General features: G+C 38.5%; 12 protein-coding genes. 11 read left to right on the top strand and 1 reads right to left on the bottom strand.

Translation table 11 applies throughout. The features are described 5' to 3' along the window. The first annotated feature begins 28 nt into the window (after positions 1 to 28). The 7 genes from H7708_RS04490 to H7708_RS04460 all read left to right on the top strand — a co-directional run bounded on the left by H7708_RS04490 (position 29) and on the right by H7708_RS04460 (position 11092). Positions 29 to 3076, top strand: a complete 3048-nt coding sequence (locus H7708_RS04490) for a glycosyltransferase (RefSeq protein WP_223669276.1) — start codon at positions 29 to 31, stop codon at positions 3074 to 3076. Positions 3077 to 3087: 11 nt separating this feature from the next. Continuing rightward, the gene (locus H7708_RS04485; protein ID WP_223669275.1) at positions 3088 to 4128 is read left to right on the top strand and encodes a hypothetical protein; all 1041 of its coding nucleotides are present in this window, start codon (positions 3088 to 3090) and stop codon (positions 4126 to 4128) included. A gap of 106 nt (positions 4129 to 4234) precedes the next feature. Beyond that, entirely contained in the window at positions 4235 to 5038 is an 804-nt protein-coding gene (locus H7708_RS04480) for a LicD family protein (protein ID WP_223669274.1), read from the top strand. A 28-nt stretch (positions 5039 to 5066) separates the two neighbouring features. Further along, a complete protein-coding gene (locus H7708_RS04475) occupies positions 5067 to 6005 on the top strand; it encodes a hypothetical protein (protein ID WP_223669273.1) in 939 nt (312 codons plus the stop codon). After that, positions 6006 to 6461, top strand: coding sequence for an adenylyltransferase/cytidyltransferase family protein (locus H7708_RS04470; protein WP_223669272.1), 456 nt, complete (start codon positions 6006 to 6008; stop codon positions 6459 to 6461). Between the two features lie 46 nt (positions 6462 to 6507). Continuing rightward, positions 6508 to 10029, top strand: coding sequence for a glycosyltransferase (locus tag H7708_RS04465; protein WP_223669271.1), 3522 nt, complete (start codon positions 6508 to 6510; stop codon positions 10027 to 10029). Between the two features lie 4 nt (positions 10030 to 10033). Beyond that, positions 10034 to 11092, top strand: coding sequence for a sulfotransferase family 2 domain-containing protein (locus H7708_RS04460; RefSeq protein ID WP_223669270.1), 1059 nt, complete (start codon positions 10034 to 10036; stop codon positions 11090 to 11092). 56 nt (positions 11093 to 11148) lie between these two features. On the opposite strand, the gene H7708_RS04455 is transcribed toward H7708_RS04460, so the two are convergent. After that, positions 11149 to 12267, bottom strand: coding sequence for a glycosyltransferase family 4 protein (locus tag H7708_RS04455; RefSeq protein ID WP_223669269.1), 1119 nt, complete (start codon positions 12265 to 12267; stop codon positions 11149 to 11151). Between the two features lie 440 nt (positions 12268 to 12707). Between H7708_RS04455 and H7708_RS04450 the strand changes: the two genes are divergently transcribed. The 4 genes from H7708_RS04450 (at position 12708) to H7708_RS04435 (ending at position 17490) form a co-directional block, all read left to right on the top strand. Next, positions 12708 to 13286 (top strand): WecB/TagA/CpsF family glycosyltransferase, encoded by a 579-nt coding sequence (locus tag H7708_RS04450; RefSeq protein ID WP_223669268.1) that lies wholly within the window; start codon positions 12708 to 12710, stop codon positions 13284 to 13286. A 121-nt stretch (positions 13287 to 13407) separates the two neighbouring features. Next, on the top strand, positions 13408 to 14316 hold the full coding sequence (gene cysD, locus H7708_RS04445) for a sulfate adenylyltransferase subunit CysD (protein ID WP_223669267.1): 909 nt from the start codon (positions 13408 to 13410) through the stop codon (positions 14314 to 14316). After that, on the top strand, positions 14316 to 15734 hold the full coding sequence (gene cysN / locus H7708_RS04440; protein WP_223669266.1) for a sulfate adenylyltransferase subunit CysN: 1419 nt from the start codon (positions 14316 to 14318) through the stop codon (positions 15732 to 15734). Before cysD ends, cysN begins: the two co-directional genes overlap by 1 nt. A 4-nt stretch (positions 15735 to 15738) precedes the next feature. Further along, positions 15739 to 17490 carry an SLC13 family permease gene (locus tag H7708_RS04435; protein ID WP_223669265.1) on the top strand — a complete coding sequence of 584 codons (1752 nt, stop codon included), beginning with the start codon at positions 15739 to 15741 and terminating at the stop codon, positions 17488 to 17490. Positions 17491 to 17507: the final 17 nt, after the last annotated feature.

Here is a 17507-nt window from a genome sequence, read left to right as displayed (position 1 = left end):
CGATACAACTTTATGATTGGAATAAACAATGATTGCAGAGTATACAGTTCAACCTAGACATAGCCGCTTAAAAAGGTTTATACCAAATAAACAAAAGAAACTTTATTCTTCTCTTATTAATGTACAGGTAGGCAATGGGGTTGATTCAAAGGTATGGAATAATTGGTACTCGCTGTTAACCAATAAAAGTGATGTAGCTGTTAACTATAAAGAAAAGACAATCATTGATAAGAGTGACAGTAAAATCAACTATTATATTGTTGCTAACGGTAGTGAGCGAGATTTTTACAATATCTCTATGGTTAACGGGATTGCTGCCGAGTCTAAATCTATAGAGATAGAAGTCTCATGTGAAATGCATGGTTCAACTAAAGTAGAGGTTGGAGTTCTCGAGTTTGGCGCTGATTTAAAGCGTATAAACCTAATCCAAAAGAGTCAACTTCAAGGTTTTATTTATACACCATCGGAAAGGTGCCGTCGCTATTTACCATTTGTTAAAATATCTGGAACTGGCCGTTGTGTCATTAACGCTATATACGTTAATGAAGTTGTAACAGATAATAAGCCAATAGCTGAAGGTAATAGTAAGGAGGCTATTAAAACTACCACTGTACCCATAACTAATACAGAGCCTACAGCTCCCTCAGCTGTAAAAAGTAATTTAACCATGGATATTGCTTCTAAACTAGCTTCAAATCTGGATACGTCGAATGGAGTGAAGTTATATAAAAAGCAACCTTACTCAGTGGGTATAGTTACTGATGAATACATGTATAACTATTACAAAGATGTATTTGAGGAAGTCTTTTATTTGAGTCCCAGTAATTATAAGACTGTCCTAAGTGAAAATAAATTAGATATTATTATTTATGTAACTTGCTGGAAAGGACTTAACGAGGAAGAATGGAGGGGTGTTAAGTTTAGGGAGTCTCCGCAAAGCGCTTTAGATAATATACTTATCCATGCTAGAGAAACTGGCGCTAAAACTATTTTTCAATCAATTGAGGACCCAAGTAATTTTGAATACTTCTTACCCATAGCTAAAAAGTTTGATGCAATCTTTACTTCAGACATAGATATGGTCGATAAGTACAAGAAAGAGTGTCAGCATGAAGAGGTTTATTACGGTGAGTATGGTGTAAATACTGAGTTAAACAACCCGATTGATTGTAGGAAATATGTTTTTAACCATCCATTTTTTGCGGGGTCTTATGCAAGGCGATATGAAGAGCGCTGCAATGACGCTGACATCATTCTTGACTCAATAGTGGACTCAAATGTTGAGCCTGTTATTTTAGACCGAAATTACGGGCTTAATGCTAAAGAGTTACAGTTTCCTGATAGGTTTAAAAGCTATTTATATAAGCCTGTATCACATGAAGTCCTTCAGAAGCTTCATAAACTTTTCCGATTTAGTATTAATCTTAATTCGATCAAACATAGTCCAACAATGTGTGCGATGCGTGTATATGAACTGCAGGCGCAGTGCACTAATATAATTTCGAACTATGCAAAATCAACTTTAAATAATTTTCCTAATGTCAGGATTTTGCCTACTTTGCAAAACCTAGAGTATGACTTTGATACGAGTGAAGCAAGAGAGTTTAACGAATATCAGTTATCTAATGACGCAGCACGAAATATAATAAGCAATAAGTGCAGTTATAAGATTGTAGGGAAGATGCTAAGCGCTCTTGGATTTGAAGATAACTCTGATGATATTGGTAATATTGCTATCTTTTACGACTCTGAAGATATGCTACAGCAAATAGAATTACAGAGTTTGAATAATGTTGTTCCAATGTCTATGAGTTTAATCCAGGACTACAAGACTGTTTTTAAAGATAAAGATATCCGCTATTTTACTTTCTTTAAAAATGGGGTTTTCTATAAGCCTGACTATTTAGAGAATTTGTTAAACGGATTTGCATACACGAATTCGCAATTTACTACCAAACCTGAAATTAAAGGTAATGAGACATTAGCTGAAGTTTCGAAGTTGGGACATTACTATGTTAATCAGGCTGCATCCAAGTACTTAACACTTTTTAGTTATGATTTTATTGCTCCAGTTCAGGTTGATGAACTAGAGGACAGTGGCGGTGTAACTGGTTCTGGGTATATGGTTGATCCGTTTAGTTACAATGAGGACTACTTTACAAGCCTGCTTAAAGAGAGCATTTCCCACAAAGAGCCCATCTATAGCATTATTGTACCAACTTACAATAATGGGAAGTATCTGGTAAATAAATGTTTGGCCTCACTTAGGAGGCATGCCAACTGGGAAAAGATGGAAGTTATCTTTGTAGATGATGGTTCAACAGATGGTATTACTAAAGAAATCATTACCGAACTAGCAAGCCAATATAACAATATTAAAGCTTGTCTACTTGATGCTCCGGCAAGTGGCAGTGCATCAAGAGCTCGTAATAAAGGTGTAGTGCTAGCGAGTACAGAGTATATCGGCTTCCTCGACCCAGATAATGAAATAAGTCCTGGTGGTTACGACATTCTCTACAATTATTTACAGGATGAGAAATATAAAGACTTAGATTTTATCTCTGGGTATCATGCAAAAATACATAGTGAGGTAGGTATTATCGGTAAACATACCTCATCAGAAATCTATGTTATTGACGATCCTATGGCTAGTTACTTTGAACAGGGAAAATTCCCTGTGGTTGCTACGCAGCCAGCCTTGATTAAGAGAGGTTTTCTTCTGAGCAATAATATCAAATATGTTGAAGGTGCTGCAGGACAAGACACTTTATATGGCTGGGAAGTTCTGATTAATTCTAAAATGTGTGCATTTACAAGTAAGGTTCACCTTATCTATTATGCGCAAAGAAGCGACTCAATTACGAATGTCATAGACAAGTCATACTTTGACAAAAAGCTAGTTATGGAAAAGGCTCAAGTAAACTTCTTAAAAGACCATGAACTTTTGGATTTATATAAACAACATCATTTTGATAACTTTATGAATAATTGGTATTTGCCGAAAGTAGAGATGTGTGAAGACAAGGCACATGCTGAAAATACTATTGAAGCTATTACTGATCTCTATAATCCTTAATGGCTTGTTAGATGATAGGTAAGAAATTTGCAATTAACTTAGGCTTTGCTCGTTCAGGGACTACAACGCTGCATAGACATTTCACCAATAATGATATGTGCTGCGTTCCAGAGGAAGAAAAAGAAATCAAGGCCTTCATGGATGATTCAATTACCTTGGATAAGTACCTAAGCAAGTTTAATCATGACGGTAAGCGAGTTATTTTTGAGTCCTCTCCACCTTATTGCCACACAGGTATACAAGGCTACACTAAGGTGCTTCAAAATATAAAGTCTATACTTGGAGAGCAAGACTTAATACTTATTTTTAATATTAGAGAACCAATTGAGAGAGCCTTTTCGCATTATTGGTATAATATAGGTAAGCACCATTCTATATTTGGTAAAAGATGGAATGTGAAGTCTTACGATCACGAAAGACGGTTTAAAGATGTTTTTGATAGTTCTTTTTATGATTGCTTAAAAATCCAAAAACAAAGAGAGGGCTTATTTCCACCTTATCACCTGATAATAAGATATGCGGTCGAGTTATTGGGAGTTGATAGAGTTAAAATTATCCATGTTAATGAACTCAATCAAGCTGTTCCTGAGATCTTCAAAGAACTGGGTGTCCCCTATGATGGTGATCCGGCCCTGAAAGTTAATCAATATGTTCAACCAAGTTACTACCACTCTAAAAATAACAATATTTTTGAGGTTACAACCATTAATAACAAATACCTCATTAAAATTCCGTCCAACAAACTACTGATACTTTCAGGAGTTGGGGCAGAGTTACTGGACGGAGAACAGTATGACTTATGGAAAATAGCTGGTGCAGCAAATCATTGGACACGAACCTTAGATTCACGGTTGGTTCAAAAGCGGCTGATTAAATACTATAAAAAACTATATGAAGGATTCTCTAAGATCGAAGACTCCTGTTTTGTGGGCGACAGTAAGGCACTTTTTCTTGAGTCATTGTTCACTCATAAGGTTCACAAGTCAAAAACTGGCTCCTTTAATCACAAAATAGAAGACATTGATGGCATCGAGATTATGCACAAGGTCTGATGAGGTCGTATGACTGTATCAGGTATTGTCTGAATAGAGCGGCAGGAGACTTCTGCCGGTCATTAAACGCTTATTGTAAATTGTATTTATGCTCCAAGAGGAAATAATGGTAAAAGAATTAATAGAACCGCTAATAATGAACCCTACCAAGAGAGCCGTGTATTATCGCTTTACCCATGTGGTATTAAAGTTATTAGAAAAGCATAATATCGAATATTTCGCACACTCAGGAACATTGCTAGGTATAGCCCGACATAATGGTTTTATACCTTGGGATGATGATGTTGATGTCATGGTACCTGAAGACTTCGAGGAGAATTTGGAAGCGTTTTTAGCTGACATAGAAAATTACGGCCTTAAGCTAGGCACCTCTAAAACTTTTGAGTCGGGATTGATTCAACTGGTTCCTAATAGCGATATGATTTTTGATAACGGTTATCCATACTTTATGGGCTTTGACATATTTATTGGTGTCAGAGAGGAGATTAAGGGTTTTGACTGTTACTTCTATAAATCAAAAGATTTCAGACGTTGGTTTAAGAAAAATTGGTTCCCATACGAGGAGATATATCCTTTACAGGAGTATAAGTTTGGGCCTTTAAAAATGATGGGGCCGAAAAAGTTTGATAGATATTTCAAAAACTCCGGTTTTAAGCTGGATGAGGCCATTATCAAGGTACATAATGCAACTAAAGAGTTAGCTAAAGATATTGTCTCAGACTTAGAAGATAAGAAACTATATCCAATAACCGATAAAGCAGTTCTGAATATGGAAGCTCCCTATGACGACATTATTTTACATGATCTTGAATATTATAGGGTAAAGAGTACTAGTTCAGGAACCGGCGGATTACTTGACAAGCTTAGGCTGTATTTGAAAAAAACATTTGGAAAGCAGAGCTCCCTGTAGAAATTTAGATATAAACTCTGAGGTTTAAGTGAAAATTATAATCCATTGCGGTGCATATAAAACGGGCTCATCAAGTATCCAGAACTTTTTCCACACTCGGAAAAATTATATTCTGGATAATCACCGCGGCTTTTACCCAACAGCAGGTCTGTTTTTTAGCAAAGAAATTGGTTACAGGCATACCAAATTATTCTATTCTCTAGGCAAACCAGACTGGGACAAGCATACCAATGACATGAAAACACAGCTGCTTGAGGCCAAAAAGCAGGGTGTAGAGTTTGCTATTATATCTTCAGAAGCACTGTCAAACCCGATTATTCAGAGGGCATTGAGAGAGTTTATAGTCTTGCTAAAGCAGTGGGGTTTTGAGGATATAAGAGGTATTGCTTATATCCGTAATTTATATGGCTATATCTTAAGGCACTACCGAGAGTTTACGTTAAGGCACAAAAACCAAAAAAAAATTAATGGTTGGATAAAAAAAAACCAACATGTCTTTGATTATCCGCAAGCATTTTGCGCCCTACATGAAATTTTCAAGGGACGGTTCGAATTAGCAATATATGAAGAATGCAGCTCTACCTTAGACGATTTTTGTCAAAGGATTGGTATGAGCAACATAGATTATTCTGAGCCTAAAAGAGTGAACAGTGGTATAAATGCCCTTGATATTGAAATAAACCGGCTGGTTAATACTAAGGCTATAAAACATAAGGGGCTAAGATTCGCCAGTAACCTTGAGTCTCAGCTTGGTATAACCTTTACTGATAAAGTGTCTGAGTTTCCAGCTCTTTTGAAAAATGATGACTGGATTGGAGTGCAAAACTGGCCGCAGTTCCAAAATACATTTAACTTTTCGGATGAACAAATAACAACTTTAACAAAAAGACCCGATATTACGGATAGTTTTAATGTGTACGAGCTGAGTAAATCCTTGGCAACCTTTATTGATCACTTGGTGGCTTGAATGAAAACAGTTATAACATATGGAACTTTTGATTTATTTCACGTTGGTCATGTGAAGTTGTTACAGCGGTTAAGTGATATGGGGAGTAAGTTAGTAGTGGGGTGCTCTACTGATAGTTTTAATCAACTAAAGGGTAAGCGTACAGTTTACCCTTACCAACAAAGAAAACTTCTGCTCGAATCCTGCCGCTATGTAGATAAAGTTTTCCCAGAAGAGAATTGGGAGCAGAAAAGGGAAGATATTATACGAGAGAGTGCCTCACTGTTTGTTATGGGAGATGACTGGGCAGGTAAGTTTGATAGTTTATCTGATATTGTTGAAGTGTTTTATATACCAAGAACGCCCGATATTTCAACTACAGAGATAAAAACATATTTAAGTGTTAGAAACGAAGAGAAAGATCAGGAGATTAGAAACTTATTAACACGTGCATTAGGCTTGATGGAATCTAAATAGTGACAAACGCAACCTTGAACGTTTTAAAAGTGTATTTGAGAGTAGAATGAATAACAACGATAAAAACTCAGTAAATCTACCAGTTGATGAGTATAAAGAGTTAATTAACCAGCATCTTGCTTTGAAGGCTCAAGTTAAAGAGCTACGTTCATCAGTATCTTATAGGTTAGGTTCAGCTCTTATAGGGGCCCTTAAATCTTGGCGTTCTGCTCTAATTCTTCCAAAGACAATTTACGAGATTTATGTTGATGTTAGAGATAAAAAAGGTAGTAAGAGTGTCTATAACAGCTATCTATTTAGAGCACCAATAAGAGAAGGGTTAGCCGCCCCTAAACATAATATTGCGCAAAAAAATTTACCTAAGATAGAGAAGCTATTTGGAGACAGAGTCAAGGGTCGAAAACTGAGAATTGCAGCAATAATGGATGACTTTTCTTTGAACTGCTTTTCTCCAGACTGTGACATATTGGAAGTTACACCAAGTGGGTATAAGCGTGAGCTGGAAGCTTTTAAGCCAGACTTTTTATTTATTGAGTCCGCTTGGTTAGGTAAGGATAAGCTCTGGAGCAAAAAAGTTAGCAACTGCTCCTTGGAAGTTGTTGGTTGTATCGACTGGTGCTTTGAAAACAATACCCCTACAATCTTTTGGAATAAAGAAGATCCCCTACACCACAATACTTTTTTGCCTATTGCTAAGCATGTTGATTATGTATTTACGACAGACATTGATAGCATTTCAAAATACCAAGAGTCATTAGGGCATAAGAGAGTATATACCTTACCATTTGCTGCACAACCAAAATATCATAACCCAATTGAGAAGTACGAAAGGAAAGACCGTTTTTGTTTTGCAGGCTCCTACTACACAAGGTTCCCGGAGAGGAAGGTTGATCTTTCTAGGCTTCTCAGGCTAGCAAAATCATACAAAGGTATTGATATCTATGATAGAAACCATAAGAAGCCGCATCCTCACTATAACTTTCCAGTTGAGTTTGAAAATTATATTCTTGGAGGGTTGAGTTTTTCTGAAATTGACAAAGCCTACAAAGGTTATCGTTACGGAATAAATATTAATACCATTAAACAGTCGCAAAGTATGTTTGCACGTCGGGTTTTTGAGCTTCTAGCATCAAATACGATAACGGTAAGTAATTACTCGAGAGGAATGAGGCTACTTTTTGGAGATCTAGTTTTAGCTTCTGATAATCCTAAAACATTAATAGATAAGCTAGACGATACTTTAGCTAGTGAATTGTTCTATAAGAAATACAGATTACAGGGATTGAGGAAAGTCTTGTCTCAGCACACATACAGTAACAGACTAGATTATATTCGTTCAAAACTATCAGGTACCACTTTAAAAGAACGAGTACGAGGAATTCATATCTTTGCTTTGGCGAATAACAATAAAGAGCTAGATTCAATAGTTAAATCTTTTAAAAGACAGAATCACAAAAGTAAGTTTCTTTATGTAAATAGCCCTCTGGATAAGCCCGAAGAGTTCAACTCTAATATCATTTATTATAATAGTAGGGAGGCATGGTTGAGTAAGTATAAGTCCCTAAAGGGAACTGACGTGTGTGCCTTTTTTAGTCCAAGCGCATATTATGGGAAAAACTACTTAACTGATCTTTATCTTGCCTTGTCCTATTCAGAAGTTCCAGTTATCACAAAAGCAACCTACTACGAATATAATGATAATGGTTTTCAACTTATAGAAAACGGTAATGAATATCGGTATGTTGATAAAGCCTCGGTTTTTTCAACTTTAGTAGAAAAAGATAGGTTAGACCTTAGTGCCATTACACAACTATGGAAGAGTCAAGCTAGACAATACATTGCAGTTAAAGCTCTGTCTATTGACGCCTTCAATTACTGTGAGGTTCAGGTTGATGACCAAGTTGACTACTCTCTAGTGAATGATCTTAATTCTCTGGATTTGGGGTTAGATTCCATTTATCAGTACGAACTTTCTGAAAATATTGGTGACTTTTCTGCTCAGACAACATCAGATGGTAATATAATTTCAATAAGTGCAAAAGAGCTATATGAAATTGTTCCCGAAGATACTGAAGGTCTATATTTCAAGATAGAAGATGGGAAACTCCTTGTAAAATCTAATAAACCAGCTCAAGAATTTTCAGCCATATATTTCAACAAGAAGTACAGCCGCGAGGATGTGAATCTATTATTTAATAATCAATACTTTGTAGAGTCTGGTATAACATTTGAGGGTGCTTTCATACTTTTCGGTTATTATGATAAAAACCATAATAAACTATCAACATCTGAAGACCCGGTAAATGGCTCCTTTAATGCTTTAGATATTCCATTTAATTGTCGATATATTAAGGTGGGGATTAAACTCAAAGGGGCTGGTGAGTTGGCATTAAACCAAATATTAGTCGGTGAGATGTTTGAGGTACCTACTGCTATTACGGGTAAGTCAGAAAACTTAGTAGTCACTCCACAATACCCTGCTTATGATAATTTATATAGGTTTGGTTTTTTACACTCAAGAGTAAAAGCATATAAAAAAGCAGGTATGTCAGTTGATGTGTTCAGGGTCACGGAGGAGTCATGTAAGCCATTCAGAGAGTTTGAAGATATTGATGTCAGTGAAGGGAGTCTAAAGTTACTTGAAAGAACTTTATCATCAGGGTGCTATAAGAATATTATTGTACACTTTCTCAATGACAAAATATGGAGTGTCTTAGAGAAGTATCTGGAGAATACTAAAATAACCGTGTGGACACATGGGGCAGATATCCAGTACTGGAAAAGAAGGGCGGTTCAGTTTGACTCATCTATAGAGAGAGCCGTGCTAAAGAAAGTTGGCATAAATACAAAAGCATTTTGGGAAAAAATATTAAATAACTCACATCCAAATTTGAAAATAGTATTTGTATCGGAGTATTTTAGAAACGAAGTTTTTGAGGATTACGATGTATCCATTCCTAATGGACAAGTAAGAGTGATACATAACTTTATTAATACAAAGCTGTTTAATTTCTCTAAGAAAAATCCAGAGCAAAGAAAAAAGATACTGTCCATAAGACCATATGCTAATGCAATCTATGCTAATGACTTAACTGTCAAAGCAATATTAGAATTGGCTAAAAGACCGTTCTTTAACGATCTTGAATTTTGTTTAGTAGGTGATGGCCCTCAGTTTGAATCATTAACACAACCGCTAAAAGACTTTGAGAATGTCATTTTACGAAAAGGCTTTTTAACTCACGAGGAAATAGCAAAAGTCCATAAGGATTATGGTGTCTTTCTATGCCCCACCAGGATGGATACTCAAGGGGTTTCCCGAGGAGAAGCTATGTCATCAGGGTTAGTTCCTATTACAACGAGGATTGCAGCTGTACCGGAGTTTGTTGATGAAATGTCTGGCTTGCTTACTGAGCCAGAAGACCATATCGCATTAGCAAATGCAATAGAGAAAATTTATCGTGATCCAGAGCTGTTTGAGAGCCTCTCTCGTAATGCTTCGGAACGTGCCGAGATTCAATGCGGCTACGATAGTACAATTGACAGAGAGATTAATTTACTAAAAGAATAAGACAATGCGTAATAGAGCAAACCATTATCAAATTACTATCGATGGCATTGATATTTCCTACCTTTATATCCGAAAGAATGCATGCACCTCATGGAAGCAGGTTTTTGTTAATGAGTCACAATATCAATTTGAGAGTGACACCAACCCTATAACTTTCATGAGAAAATATCATTATGTATCACCGCAAAAGGCAAAGTTATCCAAGTATAGAATTGTTGTGATTAGAGAGCCCTTAGAAAGGGTCGTTTCGGCTTACTTGAATCAATTTGTTACAAGGCTTAACAGAAAAACTGAATTCCATGAAAAGGTTGAAAAGTATCTTGCTTGTAAATCAGAACAAGTAACTTTTAGACGTTTTGTTAATGACTATGTAATGGAGGCTGGAAGTAAAGACTTGGATAGTCATCTGTGGTCACAGAAAAGCCACTTAAGTAACATTAATTATAATAAAATTATTAAACTTGAAGACCTCCACAAAGATACTTCAGAACTCTTCGGCGAAACCTTTGCTAATAAATACTTTAAAAAGAAATTAAATGCCACTTCAAAATTAAGAAGATATGCTACCGAGGCCGCTGATTTGACAGCTCAAGAAATTATCGATTCACAAAAAGCTAAAATGGGCCTCCCTTCAGTAGATTCTTTTCTAAACGATAAGGATATACATAGCACATTAGAAGAAGCATACAGGGGTGATGTCGAACTATACGCTAATCACTTTGTAAAGAGGGTTTGTGTTGTTTTAAATGGTTCATTTGAAAGCGTTTTTTTTGAAAATGAGTTGGATAAATTTAGCAATATTGAAGCTGTTGTTACTGTATTTATAATTGACGGGATTAATATGAGCAGGTGGGATAGTCTTCATAGTAAAGGTGGGGTTAAAGTTATACCAATTAACAAAGATATTAAATCAAAAATACTGTTTAATTTATCTGCCTCCGTCAGACTTGCTAATTCATTAATAAAAGAGAACCCTTCAAAAATATACGTTTATAATAAAGCAGCTTTGCCATCAAGTTGGCTTACAAGTAAGTTGCTCAGAGCAGATTTGTCCTTTAGGTAAATTTCTGAACCACCTCGGTTGTTAGAAGGTAATCTGAAAATGCAATTACTTTGGCTTTAAATCTTCTTATTTAGTTTATCTTTCTTTGCATCGGTAGCAGCTTTGAAGTCTATAACTTCGGCAGATTGAGACATCAGCTTACCTTCAAATCGGTATACAAGCTTAACATAGATATATAATGTTAATAAGAAAATAGTATAAAGACCTATTGAGCCAAATTTGAAGTAGTGCAACGAGGTGCCGAGAGATAAAGCTAGCAGACTAATACAGTAAATTAATAAAACTGTCTGTCTCACACTTAAGTTGTGACTGAGTAAAATATGATGAATATGATCCCTGCCCGCTAAAAAGGGTGATCTACCAGCCTTGACACGTTTAATAAGAACGGTTGTAATATCCCATAGGGGGAGAGCGAATAACCATAAAAGGTAGGCCGGCTCTAGAGCTATGGTTGTTTTGCTTGGGAGTGTTAAATTTATAGCTATGTATGGGAGCGCAAAACCTAGGAGAATTGTTCCTGAGTCACCCATGAAAACGCTCGCTCTAGTTCTCCATGGAAATCTATAGTTATAGAGCCAAAAACCTAGAGTTGCCCCTAATAATGTACTGGACAATGTTATTATGGAGCTCTGGCTTTCAATGGAGAAGCCAAGTATAAAAAATAGGGTAAGAGCGACAACTCCTGATGCTAAACCGTCTAATCCGTCGAGCATATTAATTGCATTGATAACGCCTAACACTGAGAGCACCGTTATCGGATATTTTAAAATGCCTAGCTCAAATTGTGTTCCGGTGTAGCTTCCTATTGACTCAAGCCATATTCCATCCATGCTTAACGCAACAGAAACAATCACTGCCTGAGCAACAAACCGAAGTTCTGCACCTAGATCATGTCTATCGTCGAGTAATCCTATAACGAAAAGAGAGGTTATACCAGTAGTGAACCCCGGGTATTGTAAGTAGAGGTCGCCGTCAAGTAAGACAATAAGTAAGGCGATAAATACAGCTACGCCGCCAACCAAGGGTGTTGGCGTGCATTGTCTTTTTCTACCACCGGGATGATCTACTAAACCGAGCTTTGGAGCAAAACGTCTTAAAATGGGTATCGTAGCTAAAACTACTACTAAAGCTACAAATCCTTCTGCTTGTAATAATGCGTGGTTTGGTATGTCCATAAGATGATGAAAGTTAAATTATTATTGGCGGTTTCGCGAGCGGATTATAGCATGTATAATTCTAACTGAAAGTGTACTAGGTCAAAAAAAGCTATTATCTAGATAAAGTATACTTTGAACAGCAACTAAGTACTGTTTATGGAAGAAGAAGTAAACTATCAAAATGCTTCGGTTCACTTAAAAGAGGAGCGTTAGCCCAGAATTTTGCTCAACCGGGCAAACTAGCTATAAAAGTTTCCTGTTAAAGCCCCAAATATAATATAAAGGGCAGATAATTTTCACTGTTAGTAACGCCTAAGAGGTTAAGCGTGCCGGATAATACAAACACGTGTCAGGTAGGGGGGCTTCCTGTCACACCCTTCAAAAGTATGACTGAGGCTGTCAAAACCATTGGCAGTAAGCCTGGCTTTGCTGTCGCCATTAATGCTGAGAAAGCCTTAATGACCATTGATAATGACGAGTTTCATAATATCCTAAGGTCTGCGACTATTTTATATGCAGATGGAATAGCCATAGTTAAGACCTTGAAAAAAAAGGGTGTTAATAGCGCTAGAATTCCAGGTTGTGACTTATGGGTGGAGTTAATGCACGATGCGGCTCGAACGGACAAGCATGTATATTTGCTTGGTGCTAAGGAAGAGGTAAATAGGAAAGCGGCTGAAAAACTACGTGGGGAGTTTAACTTAAAAAAGTTAAACCGGAAGAATGGATACTTTAAGGAAGAGTCAGAAATAGCACGGGATTTACAGAATTTAAGACCTGATATAGTAACTGTTGCTATGGGCTCTCCTCAGCAGGAGAAGTTAATCGCTCGATTAAGGGAGGTTTACCCCGAAGCTTTTTATATGGGTGTTGGTGGGTCATACGATGTGTTTGTTGGTGAGGCTAAGAGAGCTCCGGAAGTATTTCAAAGGCTAAATTTGGAATGGTTATATCGATTACTGTCTGAGCCTAAACGAATATTTAGGCAGTTTATCTTAGTTAAGTATGCCTATATGCACTTAACCAACCGACTTTAGGCAGAATATGCAAAATCAGAATAAAAAAGAACTAATTTAACTATCAAGATGGCGTGGTTTTTACTAAAATTGTCACCTTTACAAGAGAAGTTTCAGTACCCTTAATAATTTAGGTTTTATCATGAGTAATCAAGCTTTAACCCACTTAAAGCAGTTAGAGTACGAGTCCATTCAAATCATGCGAGAAGTCATCGCTGAGTTTGATAAACCCGTAATGCTTTACTCTGTGGGTAAGGATTCGTCTGTATTATTACACTTGGCGCGGAAGGCGTTTGCGCCTGGAAAAATTCCTTTCCCTTTGCTCCACGTTGATACAACGTGGAAGTTCAAGGAAATGATTGCCTTCCGTGATCAAATGGCGAAAGACTATGGTTTTGAGCTTTTGGTACATAAAAACCCAGATGGCTTGGAAATGAATATTAGTCCGTTTGAGCATGGTAGTGCGACTCATACGGATATTATGAAAACACAAGGTCTAAAGCAGGCCTTGGATCATTACCAGTTTGATGCGGCTTTTGGTGGGGCGCGTCGCGATGAGGAAAAGACCCGAGCCAAAGAGCGGGTTTATTCTTTCCGTGACAAAAAACACCGCTGGGATCCGAAAAACCAACGCCCGGAATTGTGGAATATCTTTAACGGTAAGGTACATAAAGGTGAGAGTATTCGTGTTTTCCCTTTGTCGAACTGGACAGAACTGGATATTTGGCAATATATCTATTTGGAAAAAATACCGATTCCAGATCTTTACTTTGCTAAAGAGCGCCCAGTGGTGGAGCGTGACGGCACTTTAATCATGGTTGATGATGAGCGTATGCCGCTGGAGGACGGTGAGAAACCGATGATGAAGAAGGTTCGCTTCCGTACTTTAGGCTGCTACCCGTTGACGGGGGCAGTCGAGTCTGATGCAGATACTCTTCCTGCGATTATTCAGGAAATGCTTTTGACTAAAACATCAGAGCGTCAAGGCCGTGTGATTGACCACGATAGCGCGGGTTCCATGGAGAAAAAGAAAATCGAGGGGTACTTCTAATGTCGCACGCATCACCTCTAATTGAAAACGATATTCTGGCTTATTTAGAGCAGCACGAGAATAAAGAGTTATTAAGGTTCATCACCTGCGGTAGCGTGGATGATGGGAAAAGTACTCTGATTGGTCGTTTATTGCACGACAGTAAGATGATCTTTGAAGATCAGTTGGCTGCGGTTACTGAAGATAGTAAAAAGTCTGGTACAACAGGCGATAAAGTCGACCTGGCGCTGTTAGTCGATGGCTTGCAGTCTGAGCGTGAGCAGGGGATTACGATTGATGTAGCCTATCGCTACTTCTCTACCGATAAACGAAAATTTATTATCGCCGATACGCCGGGACATGAGCAGTATACGCGTAACATGGTGACAGGTGCGTCCACGTCTGACTTAGCAATCATATTGGTTGATGCTCGTCATGGCGTACAAACACAGACCCGCCGTCACAGCTTTTTGTGCTCATTACTGGGCATTAAGCACGTTATCGTGGCGGTGAATAAAATGGATCTGGTGGATTACTCGCAAGAAACCTACAAAAACATTCAAGATCAGTATCTTGAGTTGGCCGGCTCGCTGGATATTCCTGATATCCGCTTTGTCCCTATTTCAGCTTTAGATGGTGATAATGTGGTTAACCCGAGTGAGAACATGAAGTGGTTCCGTGGTTCGCCATTAATGCATTATCTGGAAACGACGGAGATCGCCAGCGATATTAATCTGACCGATTTTCGCTTCCCGGTGCAGTATGTCAATCGCCCACACTTGGATTTCCGTGGCTTTGCCGGAACCATTGCTTCAGGCACTATCGCTAAAGGCGATACCATTCGTGCAATGCCTTCGGGCAAGCTGGCTAAGATTGAGTCGATAGTGACTTTTGATGGCGAGCTTGAGGAGGCGTCTGCTCCGGCTGCTGTGACCCTGACTTTAAATGATGAGATTGATATCAGCCGCGGTGACATGATCGTTAAGAAGGACAACTTGCCACATGTGTCCAATCGTATGCGCGCCAAAGTGGTCTGGATGCACGAGAAACCATTAACAGCACATCGCGAATATTACGTGAAATTTAATAGTAAGCTGACGACGGCTGAGTTTGATGAAATCCATCACCGTATTGATGTTAATACGATGGCGGAACACGCTGCCGGGCAATTAGAACTTAACGAGATTGGTTTGGTTGATCTGTCGGTTAACGAAAAGGTGATGTTTGATGACTATCGAACGAATCATAAGACGGGTGCTTTTATTGTTATCGACCGTTTAACCAATGTTACGGTTGGCGCTGGTATGATTGAAGAAGCGTTGACGGATTCGGCCGATGATGTATCGCCTCATGAGTACAGTGAGTTTGAGATTGAGTTTAACCAGCTTGTTCGTAAACACTTCCCACACTGGGGTGCAAAAGATATAACGAAAAGTTAACTGAATGGATCTGGCGCAACTTTATGTTGCAGCTGTGATATTAGCCATGCTTGGTGGGCTGATAATTAATATCGCTCGGCCCGCATGGCTTTTTTCATTAGCTGCCCTGGCTTTATACTTTCCCGGCTTTGTCAGTTCGGAGAGGATGTTTAGCCATGCCGTAAATCCGGCCGTATTAACGCTTGTTCTGCTTCTGGTTAGCTCGTTAGCACTGGAAAAAACACGCATTCTAGTATGGATCAGCCGCCACTTGTTCAGCCGCAGTCAGTTGGTCACTTTATTTAAAATGGGCGGTATGGTGGCTATCAGCTCTGCTTTCTTAAACAATACGGCTGTTGTTGCCTCGTTGATGAGTACCGTCCGAACAAATCGAAGTCACCCGGCTAAACGGTTGCTTATTCCACTATCTTTCTTCGCCATTCTCGGTGGGACATTGACCCTGATAGGGACTTCTACCAATCTTATTGTTAACAGTTTCCTGGTCGATTACGGTGAGAAAGGCTTTGGTTTCTTTGACTTTTTTCCTGTTGGTATATGCATTTTGTTTGTAGCAGGTATCGCTGTCATTATTTCCAGCTATTGGATCAGCGGTAGTTCAATACCGAATGAGATCAGTAAAGAATATTTCTTGGAAGCGAGTGTTGAAGAAGGGAGCGAGCTTGCTGGTTCGAGTTTGCAGCAGTCAGGGTTGTCCTCTTTAACTGGATTGTCATTAGTAGAAATTGTTCGAGCACACGATGTTTTATCCATGCCAGATCCTTCTGAGGTGTTACAGTCCGGTGATCAACTTATTTTTTCGGGTGATGTGACTCAAGCTAAACAATTAGCAAATATTAACGGACTATCTGTCTTCGCTGATAGTACTGGCTTACTGGATAAGCACCTGAAGGAAGTTATTGTCAGCCCAAATTCGACCTTAATTGGGCGAACTTTAAAGCAGAGCAGTTTCAGGGCTCACTTCGATGCTGCTGTGGTTGCCGTTGGTCGAAATGGTATGAGGTTGCCAGCCTCAATTTCTAATTTGGAGTTGAGAGCTGGGGATAAGCTGGTACTAGCAATTGGCCGAGATTTTTATAAACGCCCGAATATAGAAAGAAACTTTATTCTTTTAGACAAAAAAGCACTGGAGCCACAACTGGAAAAGAAAAAAGAGTTGTTGGCATTTGGTGGCTTTATCGGGGTTATCGTATTAGCGGCATTTAATGTCGTTAATCTACTAAGCGGTTTGCTGATCTATTTAATGGGCATGTTTGCAGCTAAAGTATTAACTCCCACGGAGGTCCGGCGACGTTTGCCACTGGAAATCTGGTTGGTTATTTCTGCGGCCTTGGCTATTGCCGATGTTTTTAATCAGGTCGGAGCGGCTCAGCTGCTATCAACGCTTGTACGGAGCTTATTGTCAGTCGATTCGGCACAAGATTATGTGGGTGTCTATTGGGCATTTATTATTTGTTATTTGCTAACCTGGTTAATTACTGAGATTGTAACGAATAATGCGGCGGCAGCCCTAATGTTCCCCCTGGCTTATGGTATAGCGGAGTCACTCGGTGTTAGCTATATGCCATTTGTCATGGCAGTAGCTTACGGTGCTTCGGCCAGTTTTATCAGTCCTTTTGGTTATCAGACCAACCTGATGGTGATGAATGCTGGGCATATGAAGTTTTCAGATTTTGCTAAAGTAGGTTGGTTGGTTTCACTCTGTTTTTCAGTGGTGGCCTTAATTATGATACCGATAGTGTTTCCTTTTATAACTTAATTACAGGAAGAGGTGAG

This window comes from Kangiella shandongensis (assembly GCF_020005365.1).
Classification (GTDB): Bacteria; Pseudomonadota; Gammaproteobacteria; order Enterobacterales; family Kangiellaceae; genus Kangiella; species Kangiella shandongensis.
The sequence above is the reverse complement of the archived record's forward strand: the minus strand, read 5'-3'. Positions and strand labels throughout refer to the sequence as shown.